This window comes from Moorena sp. SIOASIH, assembly GCF_010671925.1.
GTDB lineage: Bacteria > Cyanobacteriota > Cyanobacteriia > Cyanobacteriales > Coleofasciculaceae > Moorena.
In genome coordinates this window covers 216,687-236,321 of sequence record NZ_JAAHIH010000006.1, presented here as the reverse complement: position 1 = coordinate 236,321, position 19,635 = coordinate 216,687, and the positions used below count along the sequence as shown (strand labels likewise).

Annotated in this window: 16 protein-coding genes; 4 read left to right on the top strand and 12 right to left on the bottom strand. The window is 43.6% G+C overall.

Translation table 11 applies throughout. The features are described 5' to 3' along the window. Positions 1–159 precede the first annotated feature (159 nt). Together F6J90_RS33110 and F6J90_RS33105 are read right to left on the bottom strand one after the other, a co-directional pair. Positions 160–999 (bottom strand): HAD hydrolase-like protein, encoded by an 840-nt coding sequence (locus F6J90_RS33110; RefSeq protein ID WP_293103820.1) that lies wholly within the window; start codon positions 997–999, stop codon positions 160–162. A 301-nt stretch (positions 1,000–1,300) separates the two neighbouring features. Continuing rightward, the gene (locus tag F6J90_RS33105; protein ID WP_293103817.1) at positions 1,301–2,563 is read right to left on the bottom strand and encodes a transposase; all 1,263 of its coding nucleotides are present in this window, start codon (positions 2,561–2,563) and stop codon (positions 1,301–1,303) included. 41 nt (positions 2,564–2,604) lie between these two features. Here F6J90_RS33105 and tnpA point away from each other — a divergent pair, with 41 nt between their 5' ends. The 3 genes from tnpA to ribD all read left to right on the top strand — a co-directional run bounded on the left by tnpA (position 2,605) and on the right by ribD (position 6,820). Then, a complete protein-coding gene (gene tnpA, locus F6J90_RS33100; RefSeq protein ID WP_293103815.1) occupies positions 2,605–3,009 on the top strand; it encodes an IS200/IS605 family transposase in 405 nt (134 codons plus the stop codon). A 204-nt stretch (positions 3,010–3,213) separates the two neighbouring features. Next, positions 3,214–5,253: a serine/threonine-protein kinase gene (locus F6J90_RS33095; RefSeq protein WP_293103812.1), complete on the top strand. Its 2,040-nt coding sequence runs from the start codon at positions 3,214–3,216 to the stop codon at positions 5,251–5,253. 445 nt (positions 5,254–5,698) lie between these two features. Then, the gene (gene ribD, locus F6J90_RS33090; protein WP_293103810.1) at positions 5,699–6,820 is read left to right on the top strand and encodes a bifunctional diaminohydroxyphosphoribosylaminopyrimidine deaminase/5-amino-6-(5-phosphoribosylamino)uracil reductase RibD; all 1,122 of its coding nucleotides are present in this window, start codon (positions 5,699–5,701) and stop codon (positions 6,818–6,820) included. A gap of 119 nt (positions 6,821–6,939) precedes the next feature. On the opposite strand, the gene F6J90_RS33085 is transcribed toward ribD, so the two are convergent. From F6J90_RS33085 to F6J90_RS33055, 7 genes are all read right to left on the bottom strand, one after another. Beyond that, on the bottom strand, positions 6,940–7,731 hold the full coding sequence (locus F6J90_RS33085) for an amino acid ABC transporter ATP-binding protein (protein WP_293103807.1): 792 nt from the start codon (positions 7,729–7,731) through the stop codon (positions 6,940–6,942). Positions 7,732–8,021: 290 nt separating this feature from the next. Continuing rightward, complete coding sequence (locus F6J90_RS33080; RefSeq protein WP_293103804.1) at positions 8,022–9,239, bottom strand: amino acid ABC transporter permease; 1,218 nt, start codon at positions 9,237–9,239, stop codon at positions 8,022–8,024. A gap of 29 nt (positions 9,240–9,268) precedes the next feature. Continuing rightward, on the bottom strand, positions 9,269–10,438 hold the full coding sequence (locus F6J90_RS33075) for an ABC transporter permease subunit (protein ID WP_293103801.1): 1,170 nt from the start codon (positions 10,436–10,438) through the stop codon (positions 9,269–9,271). Positions 10,439–10,441: 3 nt separating this feature from the next. Then, on the bottom strand, positions 10,442–10,591 hold the full coding sequence (locus tag F6J90_RS33070; protein WP_293103798.1) for a hypothetical protein: 150 nt from the start codon (positions 10,589–10,591) through the stop codon (positions 10,442–10,444). A 581-nt stretch (positions 10,592–11,172) separates the two neighbouring features. Further along, complete coding sequence (locus F6J90_RS33065) at positions 11,173–12,213, bottom strand: amino acid ABC transporter substrate-binding protein (RefSeq protein ID WP_293103795.1); 1,041 nt, start codon at positions 12,211–12,213, stop codon at positions 11,173–11,175. Between the two features lie 629 nt (positions 12,214–12,842). After that, a complete protein-coding gene (locus tag F6J90_RS33060) occupies positions 12,843–12,965 on the bottom strand; it encodes a hypothetical protein (RefSeq protein ID WP_293103792.1) in 123 nt (40 codons plus the stop codon). Between the two features lie 388 nt (positions 12,966–13,353). Next, on the bottom strand, positions 13,354–14,124 hold the full coding sequence (locus F6J90_RS33055) for a hypothetical protein (protein ID WP_293103789.1): 771 nt from the start codon (positions 14,122–14,124) through the stop codon (positions 13,354–13,356). Between the two features lie 341 nt (positions 14,125–14,465). On the opposite strand from F6J90_RS33055, the gene F6J90_RS33050 reads away from it, so the two are divergent. Then, positions 14,466–16,151 (top strand): EF-hand domain-containing protein, encoded by a 1,686-nt coding sequence (locus tag F6J90_RS33050; protein WP_293103786.1) that lies wholly within the window; start codon positions 14,466–14,468, stop codon positions 16,149–16,151. A gap of 123 nt (positions 16,152–16,274) precedes the next feature. Here F6J90_RS33050 and F6J90_RS33045 read toward each other — a convergent pair whose 3' ends face one another. The 3 genes from F6J90_RS33045 to F6J90_RS33035 are packed head-to-tail and all read right to left on the bottom strand — an operon-like array spanning position 16,275 to position 19,013. Beyond that, positions 16,275–18,008 carry a GMC oxidoreductase gene (locus F6J90_RS33045; protein ID WP_293103784.1) on the bottom strand — a complete coding sequence of 578 codons (1,734 nt, stop codon included), beginning with the start codon at positions 18,006–18,008 and terminating at the stop codon, positions 16,275–16,277. Positions 18,009–18,044: 36 nt separating this feature from the next. After that, positions 18,045–18,560 (bottom strand): cupin domain-containing protein, encoded by a 516-nt coding sequence (locus F6J90_RS33040; protein WP_293103781.1) that lies wholly within the window; start codon positions 18,558–18,560, stop codon positions 18,045–18,047. Between the two features lie 15 nt (positions 18,561–18,575). Then, positions 18,576–19,013 (bottom strand): SRPBCC family protein, encoded by a 438-nt coding sequence (locus F6J90_RS33035; RefSeq protein WP_293103778.1) that lies wholly within the window; start codon positions 19,011–19,013, stop codon positions 18,576–18,578. Between the last annotated feature and the right edge of the window lie 622 nt (positions 19,014–19,635).

Sequence of the window (19,635 nt, the reverse complement as noted above, 5' to 3'; positions counted from 1 at the left end):
TTATTGCTCACTAATTATGATTGGGCGGTTGATTTATAAAAAAAGATTATATCAAAAACTAAAACTCCCGCTCAATCAGGATTGTACTAATTATTTCCTAACAGTGTCTTGATGCAAAGCGCGAGTGCGGGAAACCCCGGTTGGGCCACTGCATCGCTTTTAAAGAGCAAGTTCGGTAGAGCCAACAGCTCTAGAGAGTTCTAATAGATAAGAGGTGGCACAAAGTAGGTCGCTACAGATATGAGTGGGTTCAAACCGCTTGAGATATGATTCAGAACGAATGCCACAGGTAAGAGCTATGGTGGGAATTGAGAGGGCTTGTCCTGCGAGAATATCGGCTTCTGTATCACCAATCATCCAAGCAGATACTGATGGTTCAGCCAGCGGAGATTGTTCGGTGTAGGATGAAGTACTATGCTCAGACAGGGCTTCTTGGAGAAGTTCCTGTTTGACCTGAGCATAGTTTTGATAAGCATGGTGGTTTTCTCTTGTCCCATAAATGCCGCTAAAAAGACGAGTTAAACCGTAATTTATCAATATCTGTTTGACCTGGGATGTGCAACGCAATGTCACCAGAACGAGTCGGATGCCATAAGAATGCAGCAGAGCTAATGCCCAGTTTACGTTTGGTTGCAGCTGATCTTTGTTCAATAAGGCAGATTGATTCACAATCTTGATCACACGCCCCAAGAAGAAATCGATTTGCTCCCCTCGTAACCCTGAGCGCATAGCAATTTCCTCGTCAGGGATGCGTTCTTGCTTCATTTGCCAGAACTGCTGTTTACTCATGGTCTGGATCGGTAAGGTTATACCTTTAGCTTGGTAAAACCCTTGAGTATCGGTTAGTGCTAGGTGGTACGTGGTGTAGTAGCGATTGGAAACATCAACAATGGGACCGTCAAAATCACAGAATACGGTCAGTTGTTGCAAGTAGGGGACTGTATTTTGAGGCAGGTAAAATCGCGATAATTGCCTGTCTGGGGCAGCAACACAGTTCATAGATTAGTTCTGGGCTGGGCTGGGCTTTTTGACATACTTCTTTACAATTTACCAGCTTTAGTGTAGATTGCCACCTCCTTGAGGGGACATTGATACCATTTTGTATTCTTTGGGGGAAGTATGTTGATTATTGACGGTTTCTAGCTATTTTTAGTTATTTGACTATAAATAACGAATTTAATCCCTAAGTAACTGGAGCAGGACTTAGGCAAAACTAGGCAACAATTGCATTCCATGACCGCAAGTTTGTACTAGCATTTGACTTCTCCCCCACTTGAAAGATGGGGGATTCTTCAGACCTTTATACTGAGGTTGTGGAAGCATACAGTTGTATTCGTCTCGGCTGAGTCAAAACAGCCCTACCCACTCTAGTTAGGTCGATGCCTAACCTTGTGGCTACCTTTGTGATTATGTTTGCGGCTCCGTTAGCGTCACTGTTAACTAGCCAGCCCTGAGATGTCTTGTACAGACCTCGCTTAACTCGTCTCCCAGACGGTTTCCACCCTTCCGGCTTGTCACCGAATACAGGCAATTCATCACCATCTAGGAAACTAGCTTTGCTAGTGTAGGATTCTTCAGTTTCTACAAACTCAATGCCGTGTTGTTCGCAGAGTTGCTGAAACCTGTCTTTAAGTCTGGCTGTTGGAATCTCAACAAAATTCTGAGTGTTCTTGTCCCCGATGTTACATTTTTGCTTCTGCTGTTTGTTGTGACCCCAAACCACTCTGCCGATACGATGTTCTAGGCAATAGTTCAGCAATAGTCTTGCGGTCTTGTTCCTGGAATCTCTCATCTGTCGGTTCCGCTTCTCAGTGATAGCAGCTAACCGGGAACTCCAGAAATCTTGCGGTTGACCAGTCTTTAACCGAGCTACTTCTTTGTTGTACCAACGATTCTGAGATTTCAACTTTCGACCATTGATGATGAAACTATCACCCAGATTCGAGACACAGGTTAACCAGTTGTCTACACCCGCGTCAATCCCTAAACAGTTATCAACATCAACATCTGCCTGAATTTCTTCTGTGTTGTAGACGAACTCTGCATAGTAGCATCCGTTCCTGGGTAATATCCGGAGTTCTCTGATTTTCTTGAATTCTAAGTTGGCTGGCATTGGCAGATAGAAATACTGCATTCCGAAACAGGCTTTAACTCGCTTTCCTAGAGGAATCCTGATTCCTTGGTCAGTCAGTTTCAGTGCTTGCTTAGGATAGCTGACAACTTCCAGCCCACCTTTGGTTCGGTACTTAGGCAACTGTGGGGGTTTATCAATTTTCTTCTCTGTGTACGCCTTGAGCAATCCGACGAATGACCGGAAGGATTCAGCGACACTGATCAGGGCTTGCTGTGCTGCCTGGGAGTGCATGAACTGGTAGTGCGGGTTCTTGGTTGTTTTCATCTCATAGTTCAGTTCAAACTTATTGATGAAGCGCTTGGTCTTGAAAAACAACTGTCTAGCATGATAGATGCCGCAGTTGGTTAATTTGTTGGACTCGGAGCAGATGAACTCTAGAACTGGCAACACTTCTGGGTTGTTGATTAGATTTTGCTGACAACCTAACATTTATGTTGATATAATATTTATATCTACACTCTAGCCGATTAATGGGTCAACAATACAGGCATGACAGACATTCAGTGAGTCTGGTTAACTACCACATCGTTTGGATTACCAAGCGACGAAAGAAGGTACTTGTGGACAACATTGAGAAGCGGTTAAGGGAAATCATCTGGGAAGTTTTGGTAGACCTCGACTGCAAGTTAATCAGCCTTGAAATCCAGCCTGACCACGTTCATCTGTTTGTTAATGCCTACCCTTGCCTATCTGCCAAAGACGTAGTACATCGAGTTAAGGGAAGGTCATCAAGATATCTCAGACAAGAGTTTCCAATCCTGCTTAGACTCCCTTCCCTTTGGACTCGAAGTTATTTTGTCAGTACTGCCGGTAACGTCAGCTCTGAAACAGTTAGGCGTTATATTGAGAATCACAGAGAGCATCACGGAGCTTAAAAGCTCCTACCGCTGGCTACATCTCCCCCATGAATGTGGGTAGTTTTGCTTGCTAGCTGACTCTATAAAAACCTATATTTTGATCTGTTTAATCCTGCTGTTGAGCTACTAGGGGCGTAATTTGGAAAATATTGCTTTGAGTAGATTAATTCAAGACCCCCATCCTAATATTGGGATAAGACCACTATCTCTTTGTAGCTAGGCATGAGCTACTGTATCAATCCCCTGTGCCTTCAGCCAGATGACCCAGGGAACATGACGAATCTGGTTTGTCGCCATTGTGGCTCAGATTTGTTATTACAAGGTCGCTATCGGGTGATGCGCCTGTTAAGTGACCAAAGTGGCTTTGGTAAGGTTTACGAAGCTTACAACGGAGCAGTACCAAAAATTTTAAAAGTGCTTAAGCCAGAGCACAACTCGAAATCGAGAATTATTGAACTATTTCGCCAAGAGGCAGCTGTATTGAGCAAGCTGACTCATCCCGGTATCCCTCAAATCGATCCAGAGGGGTACTTTCAGTTTTTTCCTAGACATAGTAAGGAGCCCCTGCATTGCATCATCATGGAGAAAATTGATGGACTTAACTTGAAGCAGTGGATGAGGCAACAAGGCAATCACCAAATTCTAGAACCGCAAGCCCTTAAATGGTTAAAGCAGATAGTAGAGATTTTACATCTTGTTCACCAAGAAAACTATTTCCATCGCGATATCAAGCCAGAAAACATCATGCTCCGTGCCAATGGGCAACTGGTATTGATTGACTTTGGCACCGCTAGAGAGTTGACCTATACCTACCTAGCGGAAATTGGTGGTGGAGGCAGTGTTACCAAGATTAGTTCCCATGGCTATACTCCCCCAGAGCAAGAAAAAGGCTATGCAGTCCCACAGTCCGATTTTTATGCTCTGGGGCGAACCTTTGTTTATTTACTGACTGGCAAATCAGTCACCGATCAGAGTGTTTATGATCCGTTAAATGATCAATTTCATTGGCGTGAGCATGCTCCTCAAATCTCTGAGCAGCTAGCAGACTTTATTGATAGTTTGATGGCACCAACGGCAGCAGCTCGACCTCAGAAGACTCAGCAAATTTTAAATGATCTAGCTAATATTTATTCTTTGATTAGTATTTCAGAGGCTAAGACTAATATAGAAGCGAGTACAACCAACCAAAGATTTCAAACTAAATCTCAACCCAATATTTCTATAGAAACGGAAGTTGTAACACCTCCAAGAATAAAAAGAGGGTGGTTAGGAGGGATATTGGCTCTGGTGGTTGGCTTATTTGGTTCTGGTGGTTGGCTATTGTATCAAGCCTACAATCCTTCCCTGAGAAAATCTCAAGAAATATCTGTAGTTAACACTAAGACCTTTACTGCTCATTCAAGTTGGGTTAATTATCTAGTCATTAGTCAAGATGGCGAATTATTAGTTAGTGCTAGTGCCGATAAAACGATTAAAATTTGGAATATTAACACGGTAGAAGCAATCCACACTCTCGAAGGTCATAATAGCTTTGTTAATTATCTAGCTATTAGCCCGGATGGACAACAATTATTTAGTGCTAGTGCCGATAAGACCATTAAAATTTGGGATATCAAAACGGGAGAAGAAATCCACACTCTCCAAGGTCATAAAAGTTATATTAATCATTTAGCGTTTAGTCCGGATGGACAACAATTATTTAGTGCTAGTGCCGACAAGACGATTAAGATTTGGGATATCAAAACGGGACAAGAAATCCGCACTATCCAAGGTCATAAAAGTTCAATTAACTTTTTATTAATTAGTCAGAATGAGCAAGAACTATTTAGTGCTAGTGCCGATAAGACGATTAAAATTTGGGATATCAACACTGGGAAAGAGATCCGGACTCTCGAAGGTCATAAGAGCTTTGTTAATTCTATAGCTATAAGTCCGGATGGACAACGATTGTTTAGTGCTAGTGCTGACAATACTATCAAAGTCTGGAATCTAGATACTGGGGAAGAAGTCAACAGTCTAAATGATCATACCAATTATGTGGAAGAACTAGCTATCGGTGCTAAGTGTAAGAAGTTGTTCAGTGGAAGTGCAGATAAAACGATAAAAGTGTGGGATTTTGCTAATGAAAAACTAATCTATACCATAAAGGGTTTTCCAAATCCAATTGAATATTTTGCGATTAGTCCTGATTGCCAGACAATTGCTACTAGTGGTGGTAAAAAGATAATCAAAATCTGGCAGGTGCCACAGTTAAGTAATTAGGGCTTGCTGAAAAAGTTTTGGTGAGGAGAGGCAAGAGGCAAGAGGCAAGAGGCAAGAGGCAAGAGGCAAGAGGTTTTTGAGGTTTAACCGGGTGGAACTTTTACTCCCATCAGTTCAATAAGTGCATTAGTTTTGATAGGGATTCGGCTTATTTGTTGCAGTTTATGAATCTTGAATAGTCCTCAAAACATTGATAAATCAAGGGTTCCGACTTATTCAGCAATCCCTAATTAGTTTGTAAGTAATTAGTTGGGCTGAGCTGTTGGTGAGCAATTTTGATTTGCTGACGTTTAGAGTTAAAGTTGATTAAATACTGATAAATTTAAATGATTACAAATAACATCTCAATAGTAATCGATGAATATTAACCAGCTAACATTAACTAGCTAGTATCAACTAACTAAATTTAAATAATTAATATTAAATGGCTAATAGTAACCGACGAATGGACAACTCTCCTGTGACATCTTTTCCTGAAACTCCTTTGGCGCAAGCCATGATACAGCGGTGCATCCAACTAGCAAGGCGAGCCGAGGGACGTACTACACCCAACCCTTTAGTCGGTTGTGTAATTGTCCGGAATGGGGAAATTGTTGGGGAAGGGTTTCATCCCGCTGCTGGTCAACCTCACGCGGAAGTGTTTGCCCTCTCAGAGGCTGGGGAAAATGCCCAGGGCGCAACAGTTTACGTGAATATGGAACCTTGCAATCACTATGGTAGAACCCCTCCTTGTACAGAAGCGTTAATTAGGGCTGGAGTCGCTAAAGTAGTGGTGGGGATGGTGGACCCTGATCCACGGGTATCTGGAAAAGGTATTGAACGGTTAAGGGCGGCTGGGATTGAAGTGGTGGTAGGTGTGGAAGAGGCTGCTTGCCGTCAGCTCAATGAAGGCTTTATTCATCGCATTCTTTACCAGCGTCCATTGGGAATTCTCAAGTATGCCATGACTTTAGATGGCAAAATTGCTGCTACTAGTGGTCACAGCAAATGGATTACAGGGGAAAAGTCCCGCAGTTGGGTGCATCAACTGCGATCAGCTTGCGATGCAGTGATTGTGGGCGGTAATACGGTGCGTCAGGATAACCCCAATTTGACTAGTCACAATCCAAACGCACCGAATCCCCTACGGGTGATCATGAGTCGCACCCTCGACTTACCCAGAGATGCTCGTGTTTGGCAAACGGATGATGTACCGACGTTGGTGTTTACAGAGGTCGGAACTGAGGGAGATTTATATCAACATCTGGTCAACCAGGGTGTAGAGGTGGTGGTATTGAATCCCCTGACGCCTTCTCAAGTAATGGGATATTTATATGAAAGGCAGCTTTCCAGTGTGTTATGGGAATGTGGTGGTATCTTAGCTGCAAATGCGATCGCAGATGGTGCAGTCCAAAAAATCGTAGCCTTTATTGCTCCCAAAATCATCGGTGGTCAAGGTGGTCCCTCACCGGTAGGAGATTTGGGCTTGACACTCATGACTGACGCTCTAACCTTAGAACGAGTGAGTTGGCGTCAGCTAGGATCGGATTATGTTGTGGAAGGTTATATACCTTCTAAGAGGGAGTAGGGAGTAGGGAGTAGGGAGCAGGGGTAATAAAATTGACTGTACCTCGTAAGTATAATCAATGGTATATAGCGCAGCGCCCAGGGCTATATCTATAACCAGGGCTATATCTATAAATATATCTATAAAATTTGGGATAAAAACTGCTTAGTACGTTCATGTTGAGGATTGTTGAAAAATTCCTGAGGTGTACTTTCTTCCACCAACTTCCCATCAGCCATTAATACCACTCGGTCTGCGACTTCTCTAGCAAAGCCTACTTCGTGGGTAACGCAAACCATAGTCATCCCAGAATCAGCAAGCGATCGCATGGTATCGAGTACCTCTCGCACCATCTCCGGGTCGAGAGCTGAGGTAGGCTCATCAAATAACATAATTTTAGGCTGCATTGCCAAAGCACGGGCAATAGCTACCCGTTGCTGTTGTCCCCCTGACAGTTGACCGGGATACTTCTTGGCTTGTTCGAGAATACCAACTTTCTCTAACAGCTGCATGGCAATTTCTTCAGCTTTTGCCTTTTTCCAGCGGCGCACCCAAATGGGAGCAAGGGTGACATTTTGCAGTACAGTCAGGTGAGGAAATAAGTTAAATTGTTGGAACACCATCCCCACTTCCTTGCGAATGGTATCAATGTTTCGCAAGTCATGGGAGAGTTCAATGCTATCAATAATAATTTTTCCTTTTTGATAGTCTTCTAAAGCATTAAATGTCCGAATAAAGGTGGATTTCCCAGACCCACTAGGCCCCATGATCACTACTACTTCTTTTTTCTTGACTTCTAGACTGACACCACGCAGAACATGAAATTGGTTGCTGGCGTACCACTTATGAACATCTTGAGCGATGATCATGGATTCAGTATCTCCGGAATTGACTGGGTCTTGAGGAGCAGTGATCGGTTGTTGATTGGTCATGATTCTTTTCCCTTAAGTAAGGTTGGATTGGGTTACAGGTTAAAGGTTACAGGTTAAAGGTTACAGGTTAAAGGTTACAGGTTGAAGGTTACAGGTTGAAGGTTACAGGTTGAAGGTTGCAGGTTGAAGGTTACAGGTTGAAGGTTACAGGTTGAAGGTTACAGGTTGAAAGTTGCAGGTTGAAGGTTACAGGTTGCCAGTGATACATCCAGCTTTCAGTTGTCAAGGCTCTACTTTTCACCTTTAACCGTAACGATTCAGCTAATGCCTAATCTATTTATGGTCTAAATTCAATGGTCTACATTCAATTGTTTTTCCAGACGTCGGCTGGCTGTGGACATGGCGTAACAAAATAACCAGAATAGGACTCCGTCGAATAAATATACTTCTTGATAGGGGGTTTCAAATTTGGCTTGGGCAAAGATAGAATCACCGATACCAAGCAACTCCACTAGACCTACAACAAATAGGAGAGTGGTGTCTTGAAACAGACTAATAAACTGACCGACAATGGCAGGAATAACAGCTTTGAGTGCCTGAGGTAATACAATCAGCCCTACGGATAGGGGAGTATTTAAACCCAATGCTTTGGCAGCTTCGATTTGACCTGTAGGTATAGATTGCAGTCCTCCTCGCACATTTTCGGCTAGGTAAGCAGCGCTAAATAAAGTCAGACCGATTATTGCCCGTAACACCCGGTCTGGTCGCATTCCTGGTGGTAGAAATAGTGGGATAATTACTTGTCCCATGAACAAAATTGCAATCAGCGGTAGTCCTCGGATTAGTTCAATGTAAAGGATAGAGAAGCCGCGCACAACTGGTAAGGTACTTTGTCGTCCTAGGGCTAGTAATACACCTAGGGGAAAACAGATTAAAATACTGACCACTGCGGCTAAGACATTCAGCAACAAACCACCCCATTGATTAGTGGATACCTGTTTTAGTCCGAGTCCTCCTCCGAGAAGCCACAGGAAGATTAATAAAGCAATAAACCAAGCTAAAGGTAACCAATTCCCCAGTTTAGGTTGAGTCTTAGCAACCTGTTGTGCTCCCCAAGCACTAGCTACCAGTAACACTACTATTCCTAAGAGCAATAAGCGATAGGGAATTGCTACTGGAAATAGCACTAAGATAGTAGCACTGATCACTAGAGCTATTAACACATTGCGACTAAATAGAGTGGGAACATTTCTTGCTAAAACTCCCCAAGTTATCCCGGATAGGAACACAATAATCCCCAGAATCAACCATGGACGCCAGTTTTCGGTGGCGGGATAGGTTCCTACAAAAAACAGACGGAAGTTAAGCTTAATAACATCCCATTGGGCTTCAGTAGTTGCCCATGTTATCAAGCCTTTAACGGTTACGAATAGAAACCATAAAACACTAACCGTTAGTATGCTATTATACCAAGTATTAAATAAATTTTTCTTTATCCAGGTAACTGGATTAACCTGTAGTTCAGGGGGTGGTGCTAGTTCAGGAGGTTGAGAATTAACAGTAGTCATTATCTAGTTATAAGTTAACAGTTAACCAATTATCTTTCCTGCAATTGAACTGTCCGATTCAACAGATTCATCACGAAAGAAATGATCAGGTTAATGGTTAGATAGGTCAGGGGTATAATCACCACAATTATTTCTATTTCATGACCGGCTTGGTTGAAGGTGGTTTGAGCAATGGAGTAGATATCTGAGTAGCCAATAGCAGATGCTAAACTAGAGTTTTTGGCTAGGTTCATATATTGGCTGTTTAGGGAAGGGATAATCACCCGCAAGGCTTGGGGAAAAATAACTAACCGCATAGCTAATCCTGACTTAAGTCCCAAGGATCTTGCTGCTTCCCACTGTCCTTTCTGTACTGACTGTATTCCAGCTCGGACAATTTCGGCGATAAATGCACCGGTGTAAAAGACTAGACCAGCTAGTAAGGCACAGAACTCAATAGTTAGCCGGAGTCCGCCTTCAATATTACCTGTGTCGAGAACTTGGGGTCTTTGCCAACCAAAACCGATGATGATAATTAAGACAGCAGCAATTGCGATCGCAATTAAAGCAATTAACTGCGGCTGACCGGATTGTGCTTGTTCTACCATCACTTTAGTGCGCCACTGCCAGATTAAAACTGCTGCGATCGCACCGACTAGCAAAACCACCAACCACAGAAACAGCTGGGTGGTGAAGGGGGGCCAAGGAATATAAATTCCCCGCTTGCTCAAAAATATCGACCCAGGTAACTGAATTTTTTCCGACAGTTTTGGCAGTTGGAAGAAAATCCCAAAGTACCAAAATAGCAATTGCAGCAGCAGTGGTGTATTTCGCACTATTTCCACATAAAGCAGACTCAGCTTACTCACTAGCCAATTGTCAGAAAAACTAGCTATCCCGGCGGTAATACCAACAATAGTTGTCAGGATAATCCCAAACACCATCACCCGCAATGAATTAGCCAGTCCGATCAATAAAGCATAGCTATAGGGGTCAGTGGCTTTGTAGGGAATGGGAGTATCGCCAATACCAAATTTGGCTTGATCTTGCAGAAAATCAAACCCCAATTTAATCGCTTGTCGCTGAATATTTCGGCTTAAGTTGGTGCCGAGCCATGCCACGACCCCAATCACCACCAGCACAAATAGGACTTGTATGGCAATGCGCCAAAATCGGTCATCCCGCCACAAAGGAGGCTTTTGACCTATATTGCTTGTCATTGGTTAGTTTTTTAAGTTGCAGGTTACAGGTTGGTTGGAGGTTGAAGGTTGGTTGGTTGGAGGTTGAAGGTTGGTTGGTTGTTCGCGTAGCGTGGCCTTTTGGCCAAGGTTGAAGGTTGGTTGGTTGTTCGCGTAGCGTGGCCTTTTGGCCAAGGTTGAAGGTTGGTTGGTTGAATGTTGCAGGTTGGTTGGTTGAATGTTGCAGGTTGTAGGTTGGTTACAGGTTGCTTGAATGTTGCAGGTTGCTTGAATGTTGGTTGGTTGAATGTTGCAGGTTATAGGTTGGTTACAGGTTTTAGGTTTTAGGTTTTAGGTTTTAGGTTTTAGAGGCAGTTTTAAAAGTGTTGGATGCTACTCGAAACCGCTCCCTAGCCCCCCAAATTTTGGGGTAATTTGGCTCAAAGTCTCCCAGATTTGGGGGATAATCGTGGCTGATGCCAAACATTTGGTACTTCTCAAACATCCTCTTAGGTTTTAGGTTGACTGTTAACAATCAACTTTCAACCTTGGCCAAAAGGCCACGCTACGCGAACAACCAATCAACCTTGGCCAAAAGGCCACGCTACGCGAACAACCAATCAACCTTGGCCAAAAGGCCACGCTACGCGAACAACCAATTAACCTTGGCCAAAAGGCCACGCTACGCGAACAACCAATTAACCTTGGCCAAAAGGCCACGCTACGCGAACAACCAACTAACCTTCAACCTTAAACCTTCAACAGTTAACAATCCCTTAACGGAAGGGTGGAGAATACAAAATACCCCCACGAGTCCAGAGGTCATTCAGGCCCCGATTGAGTTTGAACTGAGAACTTTTACCCAAGTTACGGTCATAGACTTCGCCGTAGTTACCCACGTGCTTAATCACTCGCGCTGCAAAATCGTTTTCTAAACCGAGACCTTTGCCTAATTCACCTTCAACACCCACGAAGCGTTTGATAGTCGGGTTAGAACTGCTGCCCATTTGTGCCACATTCGCCTTAGTAATGCCTAACTCTTCAGCTTCAATCAAGGCGAAGGTAACCCACTTGACTACATCAAACCAAGCGGAGTCATTATTAATAGTTACTGGTCCCAAGGGTTCCTTGGACATGGTAACATCTAGAAGTATATGATCATCAGGCTTAGGCAGAGTGCTGCGTTTAGCCAGTAGTTGGGATTTATCAGAAGTCATGCCGTCACAACGTCCTTCGTCATAGGCAGTATAGGCAAGGTCTGCTTTCTGAAATACCACCGGCTCAAATTCGACACCTGCTTCCCGCATCTTGTCGGTTAAATTCAACTCAGTAGTGGTTCCAGTTTCCACACAGACGGATTTTCCTTTAAAATCCTTCAGTGTTTTAATCCCACTGTTTTTGCGCACCATCATGCCCTGACCATCATAGAAGGTAGTAGGGGCAAATTCTAAGTTATTGGTAGAGCTATCTCGGCTAAGAGTCCAAGTTGTATTGCGCGAGAGCATATCCACTTCACCATTCCGGACGGCGGGAAATCGCTCAGTGGAGTCAAGGTTACGGTACTCTACTGCTTTTGGGTCATCAAACAAAGCAGCAGCAACTGCTTTACAGACATCCACATCTAGCCCGGAGTAGTTACCGCTCCCATCCACAAAGCTAAATCCGGGAATGCCACCGTCAACACCACAAATCAGCTTGCCACGGTTCTTGACTATATCTAAGCGGCTTTGTGTAGCGCTTGTCCCACCTCCTTCACAGGCTGTTAAGGGTGCAACTAATACTAGAGTGGCTAGTACCAGAGAACTCCATTTAGGCATAAGTTTTTTCTTTATCTTGTTTTTTAGATAGACAACGGCCTCACGCGATCAGCTTACCAAAAATTTTTGGTTTAAAGCCCCGTCCTTCTAGGACGGCTTTTAGTTGACACTTTTCTAGCGCCATAGTATAATTGAAGTATAGGGTACAGGCTGAAAAACCGAGGCTGAGCCGGGATAGAAACCCGTAACTTATTGACCTTAAAGTAGTAATGCCCGGAGGGTAGGGAAAGTCCTCCTTAAAAACCCAATCATCAATTAACCATTGGTGTGTGAACCTAGCAGAATCACATTTTGAGAACAGAACGGTACGGCGGGGCACGCCGGAACCAGGTGAAAAGGAAGGAAACAGACTTTTTAAGGCACTTCCAAACAAGTAGCCAAACGCCCAAAGAGAATTGCCCGCTGGGTCTATCGTGAACTAAACTAAATTCTTGGTCTTGACGGGTTTTTGGTTTAGATACTGCCTATTTTTTGGCGGCGTCAAAGATTAGGACATGGTGGTTTAAGGCAGCTCGTTGATCTGGGAATCCCCGCTCTTTTAAGGCGGGGAGTGTCAAATGAGCTTCCGCTGCTTAAGCTTGCTTGCATTTTAGATCAAGTTGGTGAGATTACTTATGTTGTTAGATTACTTATCTAGCAAAGGAAACAGGGAGTCGGGAGTCGGGAGCGGTGCGACCCGTGGCGAATTTAATTCGCCTACGGAAAGCGCACCGAGGGAGTCGGGAACTTCGGATCAAATCAAAAATTCTCACTATTCCTACACAGATTACTATCCTATGGATCGACTGCTAATGGGTAAGTAAAGTAGACTTCGCCGCAGTTGTCGGGAACTTTAGACCAGGGAACTTTAGTGATTATAGTTACAAACTTTTCAGTGTAATTATTATTTTTTTTTAACAAACTAATAATTAATCAATCATTATGATATAAAAGCGATCGCTTAATTCACCTGAGCCGATCAAGTCATTCCAATCATCACATCAGCTCACAGAGGTGAACCTCTGGAGGATATACCAAGGCTCAAGTGAACCTGCGAACGCCTTTTGGGCACGCTTTGCGAACGCACCGAATACTGTCCTTAACGTTTTGTTGAGAAATTAGCTCTCATGGCAATGCTTTTCTTGAGATTATCTCTCAAACCTATAGAGCTAGAGTTTTTGATTGAACAGACATTGGGAAGAGCATGTACTCATTCCACATGCGCCAGATGTAAGCCGTAATTGCTTTTTTACGAGTTTTCTGATGCTCAAATGAGTACTGGACTATTGAACTAGGTGCAGCCGACTGAATGTCGGTTAGATGAGAGTCACACCCGCACCCGTGTTGGAGCAGAAGACCGTGACGAGCAGCTTTACTCTGGACAAACATCAGCATCCGCGTCACATTGAAGGCGTGAAGGCAGGCATCGTAGGGACGTTTGACACCCTGCATGCGGACATCAAAAGCCATAGCCCGTGATTCTAGGATCGAGTCACGCTCAATCGGGCACAGAAGCATCTGATAGAAAGAGGCTGGTAATTCATATTTGAACTCCTCAAACACGTCTACGACAAAAGCGACCACCCGTTCGGCACCATCTGTTGCCACAGCAGTAGTCTTGGCTAATTCAAAATTTGGGTAAGCTGACAGCAAATAGTCAGCACCGAAGAACTCTAAAGTATCCCAAGCTCCCTTCTGAAAAAGAGACTGGCAATCGAACCCTTGCTCAAAAATTTCTGGGCTGCCGTCAGTTGCTTTGCTTAGAAACAATTGAGCCAAAGCAACCAGAAACTCAAGGTCAGGATGTCCTACTTCTGCCTCACCACTGGCAATTTTTTGCCAAACTGTGGGCATTTGGTCAATGGCAACAGCGTCAATGCCTTCAAGAATAGACCTAGCAGTCAAAACCGAAACAGTTTTTTGAATTGTCATAAAGCAAGTTAGACTTAACCCTGGATTTTTTTGGGAATGATACGTTAGCAACTGTCAAGATGCTTCCATTGTGGTAATAGCAAAGACAGGCACCTTGATTAAGATACCATACAACTAGCAATCAGTATTTATAGACTACAGGTAATCCTAAATCAGGACCAAACCTCAAGTCTTGGGATGTTCCGGTGCCTGCTCCCGATTCATCTGTGTATTCAGTAACGCCGTCACTGGCATCAGTGTAATTCTTAAGAAACTATTTTAATTATAATTTTTGCTGATCTCTTTGTTGACGCTTTTGCTATAGAATATTCCTGAAATATTCCTAAAAATTACTTTCCCTCATGACAACTCCTCGATTGTATCTGCCAAAACCCCGAGAGGCAGTGGGAAACTATCTCAGAATTATTTCGATCAATGATGTTTACGACATCAAGAATTATCCCTACGTGGAAACAGTGATTCAATCCCTAAAGGAAACATCGGAAGATGCCGTGGTGATTGCCTGCCTCAGTGGAGACTTTCTCTCTCCTTGTTTACTTACCTCAGTTGATGGGGGTAAAGCCATGCTGGACGTGCTTAAGCTAGTCAACATTGATTATATTTGCTTGGGCAACCATGAATTCGATGTTACCGTCGATGTCCTGCGTGAGCGTTTCAAAACCTACGAAGGAAAATGCTTAAATAGCAACATCTTGGACTTGCCAATTGTGGATGCCAGTGGTCAGCCACTTCCGAAATATGACATTGTTGAAGTCGGTTCTCATAGAGTTGCCTTTGGTGGATTTTGCACTAACAATACCGATCTTTTCAGACCAGGGACGAACCTAACCATTCAACCGATATTTGATGCTTTAAAGGAAACCTGGTCTAAGTGTTCCAATGACGCAACTATGCTGATTCCCCTGACCCATCAGACCATTGCAGAAGATCGGGAACTAGCCACTGGGATCCAGCAAGATCACCAACTTAGTGGTAAGGTTCCTGTAATTGTTGGGGGGCACGAGCATGAGATTTATATTGAGAAAATTGAGCGGAGTCTGATTGTTAAAGCTGGTGCTGATGCTACTAATGTGGTTGTTGTTGATGTGTGGTGGGATGCTTCCGAGCAGTGGCATAGTGCTGTTCATCTGTTGCCAACCAGCCATTTTGATGCCGATCCCAAGGTCCAAAAGTTTGTAGAAAGTACCCAAAATTTTCTAGGTTCGCTCATGGATGTAGAAATTTTTGAGGTGAAAGAACCGATGTCCTCTAAACGGACGCGATTCCAACCCGAAAAAGTGGCCTCAATCCTATGTTCTTATATCAAGAAAAGCTTGAATAATGTCGATATAGTTATGATCCAGGGAGGATCCTTTCGGGGTAAGCGATACTATGAGAAGGGAGAATCGTTCAGATATAGGGATTTGTTGGAAGAGATGCCATTGGATACCCAAATGGCCTTGATTCAGGTGCCTGGGTACGTCTTACAAGAGTCTATTACCGAAACTCGCGGCACGCCCGAGCGGGAAGCATCCAATTTTCTCCATGCCGATCTTGATGTAGTAGTTGAAGACTACCCCAGTCTGAAAATTGTCAGCATTAACCACGCCCCATTTGACCCCCAAAAGATTTACACCCTCAGTATTGTCCAATTCTTGCTGAGGGGGCTCGATCAAATCAAACCGTTGGTAGATTATGTCAACGCAAATGGAGGTGCTCCAGCTTTGGAGCAATGTCTTCCAGGCCAAAACCTGATCGTAGAAAGCTGTATGAAAGATGCCTGGAGAGTCCTAATTAATTATGAGGAATGGGACGCCGATGGCGATGGGAAAATGACCACAGAAGAGCTGAAACAGGGTTTCAAAAATGCCTTTGCCTTTCTCGATCAAAATCAAGATGGCTATATTTCCCCGGCAGAAGTACAGGGAGCATTGGCAAAACGGACAGGCTGCACCCAGAAAGAATTAATTAGCCTGATGTTTGAGGTGTTGGATGTCGATAAAGATGGTATGGTGTCGATGGATGAACTGGCATTGTTAGCAATGTAATGATAAAAAGGTGTTGCTTTGCAAGACCCGAACCAAGGGTTAGAACGGCCAAAGCTGTTGGATTTTATCAATGCTAGGACGGGGTGGGTAGTGCCCTGAAAGGCACTACCCCTGTTCCATCTCCTATGTCTTAGTTTCCTTTGCTTGTTCGGTTAGGTTATCGGCTAGATGTTGGGCAAGGGCAACCATGGTCAACGTTGGGTTCCAAGAACCGCCAGTGGGCCAAAGTGAAGCTCCGGTGATATAGACGTTCTCTACACCCTTGAGCCGATAATCTAATCCGACAACAGCCTCTTCATCATCCCCAATCCACATGGTTGAGGCTTCGTGTACCAATCCGGGAACACGAGTTTTGTGGCGTTCGCGCTTCCATTGTCCCGTATCGGGATCACCGTGCCAATATTCTACTCGGTCTTTTCCTTTTGGGGACAAACCCTGCTCAAGAACCTCAAAAGTGGCTTTGTCCATAGTATCCCACAGGGATAAGTCTTTGTCCGTTTCCAACACTTGCAGGGTAACATTGGTTGTGGGATCGTCCCCATCATTTTTTTCTAATCCGTTACCAGGGTTATCGAATAGTTCACCCAGAACCGCACAGACAAACACGATGTAATCCTTGGATGTCTCAAGTTGCTTGGGTGAGGCGGTGGCTACCACATCCGGCATATTACGAGCCGCTGTATCAATGTGAGTCTTATTAGTTGGGTCAGGATCGGATATAGCTGAGAGTTGAATGTGATATTGTCCCTGAGTTTCCTGATCGACGCCAGCCAAGTAGATAGCTGCCAACTCCAGATTTTTTTTCCTTAAATCATCTTTAATGCTTTCTTCCCAGTCAAAGATTTCCAGAAAGTCGTCTCGGGGAATACGGGCAACAATGGCACTGATAAAGTGGCCGGTAAACCGCTTACCCGCATTTTTTGCCTGTGGAAAAGAATTCAAAACCAGGGTTGTTGACGGTATACTCCCCATGGCTAAAATAACTTTACTATCGCCAACATTGACCACCCCACGGGTTGTTTCCAATGCTGTTGCTTGGTTTTCCTGTTGCCAGATCCGTGTCACTGTACATTCGGTGACAATACTCAGTCGGGAATCAATCTGACGTTTTTTGGCTTCTTCCTGGCATTTTATTACCTCATCCAGAAGTGGCCCTGGTGTGGAAAACTTTTCCACGTCAGTGGATGTAATCGTTGGAGTGCCAACGGCAATCTGAGCATGTTGGACGCGGGTGGCTGACTTAATATCCTGAAGATTCTGCTTCAATCTCTCAGTTAGTTTATTTTGCCAGTGGTCAAAGATATTTCCGGTTTCTTCGTCATTGGCTCCAACCACATTCAGCAACATTTTCGCCGTCTTAAAATAGTCTTGGGCTGCCTTAATCGTTGCTTGAGGCCAACCGTTCATTTCCGCTGTTGTCGGTTCCGGGCACCAGGCACTCCATAGGGTCGAGCCACCTCCGAAAAAGGGGATTATCCCATGCTGCCATTTAATATATTTATTAAGATTAAGGGTCTTAGATGATAAAGTCCAGGGAAAGGTTTTTAACGCCTGCTTGAGTAACAGTTTTTGGTAGGAAGTCGGTAAGTTTTGAACGTGTTCTGGCAGGAAAAATGACCCGCGTTCGATGAGCAGAATTCTGGCATTATCATCTTTATTAATAACTCTCTCAATAAAGCCAAGAGCACAAAAGCCACTGCCAATAACGATATAGTCAAATTGTTTTTCTTCTCGCGTCTTTTTCCATTCACTGGGGGAAAGAAAAAAGACATGGTTCATGATGTCTTGACTATTAAGTTCCTGTTGACCAGGCCTGGGATACCCATAATTAAGATTTGGTGATGAGAATACAGTCATAAACGTTGCTATACAACGATTTAATATAAATTACAGCTATATACTAAGCGTTAATCGCTTAATTAACTCTTGATGTTGCGGATAAATTTCCATCAATTTTTCCAACTGATTAGGAGTAGGTTTTGTGGAATCGGTTGGATGCCAACCGGGCGCTAGAGTAGTACCAACTAGTGCAAAAGAATTGGGTTCAACCATTGTCGCCCCAAACCAAGTATCATGGGTTGCAACTGCTTGAAAAACTTCACCCGCGTCCAAGTTACTACCCAGCTTAATTTTCCGGTAATTTCCATCATTGGGGAATATATGAAGAGCCAATGGGTTACCCGCGTAAAAATGCCATATTTCATCTTGCTTGAGTTGATGAAGTGCTGTAACATCATTATTCTGCAGGAGGTAATAATTGACTTCCCACAATCTACGATCATTGCCACCTTCTGAAGCAGCTATCTGAGAGACGGTTTTTTCTGATTTAAGATGTGAGCGAAAGTAGCCGCCAATTTCTTCTAATTTATCGAGTTTTAGTTTCTCTATCCAATACTGTGCATCTGCCATTTGAACGGTTATTCATTATTTATTAAATATCTGGTTCAATGCGTTGAAACCTGTCTGAAAAACACCATCACCTACTAACTTAATCAGATGATTTTCGTCTTGGGGGTCACAGTCAAATATTGCTGTCCATTCAGCATAAGTTCGATCTCCATCTGTGATTGGCTTAAGCTGAAATGTTGCCACATAGTTCGTTAATGGCATGGGGGATTCGAGAATTGAGTAGGAAAATAAATAATCTAAGTCGCTTAGAACCAATAGCTTCTCTCGAATATTCCCCCCTTCTTTGAGATTGAAATTACGAATACAGCCAACTTTATCGCTAGGTTCATCATTTTCTATGTAACTGTTAGCAATAGCTGGATGCCAGTTAGGCAGAGCATTAAAATCTCTGATCTTCATCCAGACTTTATCAATATGAGTATTGATAACAGCACTTGTAAAAACTCTAGTCATTCTGTCGATATTCTCTATACTAATCTACTCGATTATTCAACAAGTAGGACAAAATTAACAGCATTAAATGATACAGTCATCAACTTTTGTCAGGTTTCCATGTCTTTTTTATTGCTGACCTAGACAGGTCCCACAAGGGCCCAAGTGGTAAATAACCATCAGACAAGAAAAAAAACCGACCCCTCAGATAATACCATACTCAGTCGCCGCGATGGCTCGAAGAGCCAGCCAAAGGCGATGGACGAAGTCCCGCTTTCAGCGATCGCAAATTGTCAATGAAATAGCCCTGCTAACAGGCAGGGCAAACGGATCTAAATTCTATAAGCCTTACTCAGAAGCGATCCAGAGGTGCGACCCGTGGCGAATTTAATAATTAGATGCGGAAAGCGCACCTAACCAAAATTTCAAAATTCATAAGCAAAAATACTTATCGTAAGATAATCATATCCAGAGGTGCGACCCGTGGCGAATTTAATTCGCCAACGGAAAGCGCACCTATAGGCATTTCAAAATAACATGGGTTTACCCTGGTCCTAAATCACGACCAAACCTCAAGTCTTGGGATGTTCCGGTGCCTGCTCCCGATTCATTTCTGTATTCACCAACGCTGTCACTGGCATCA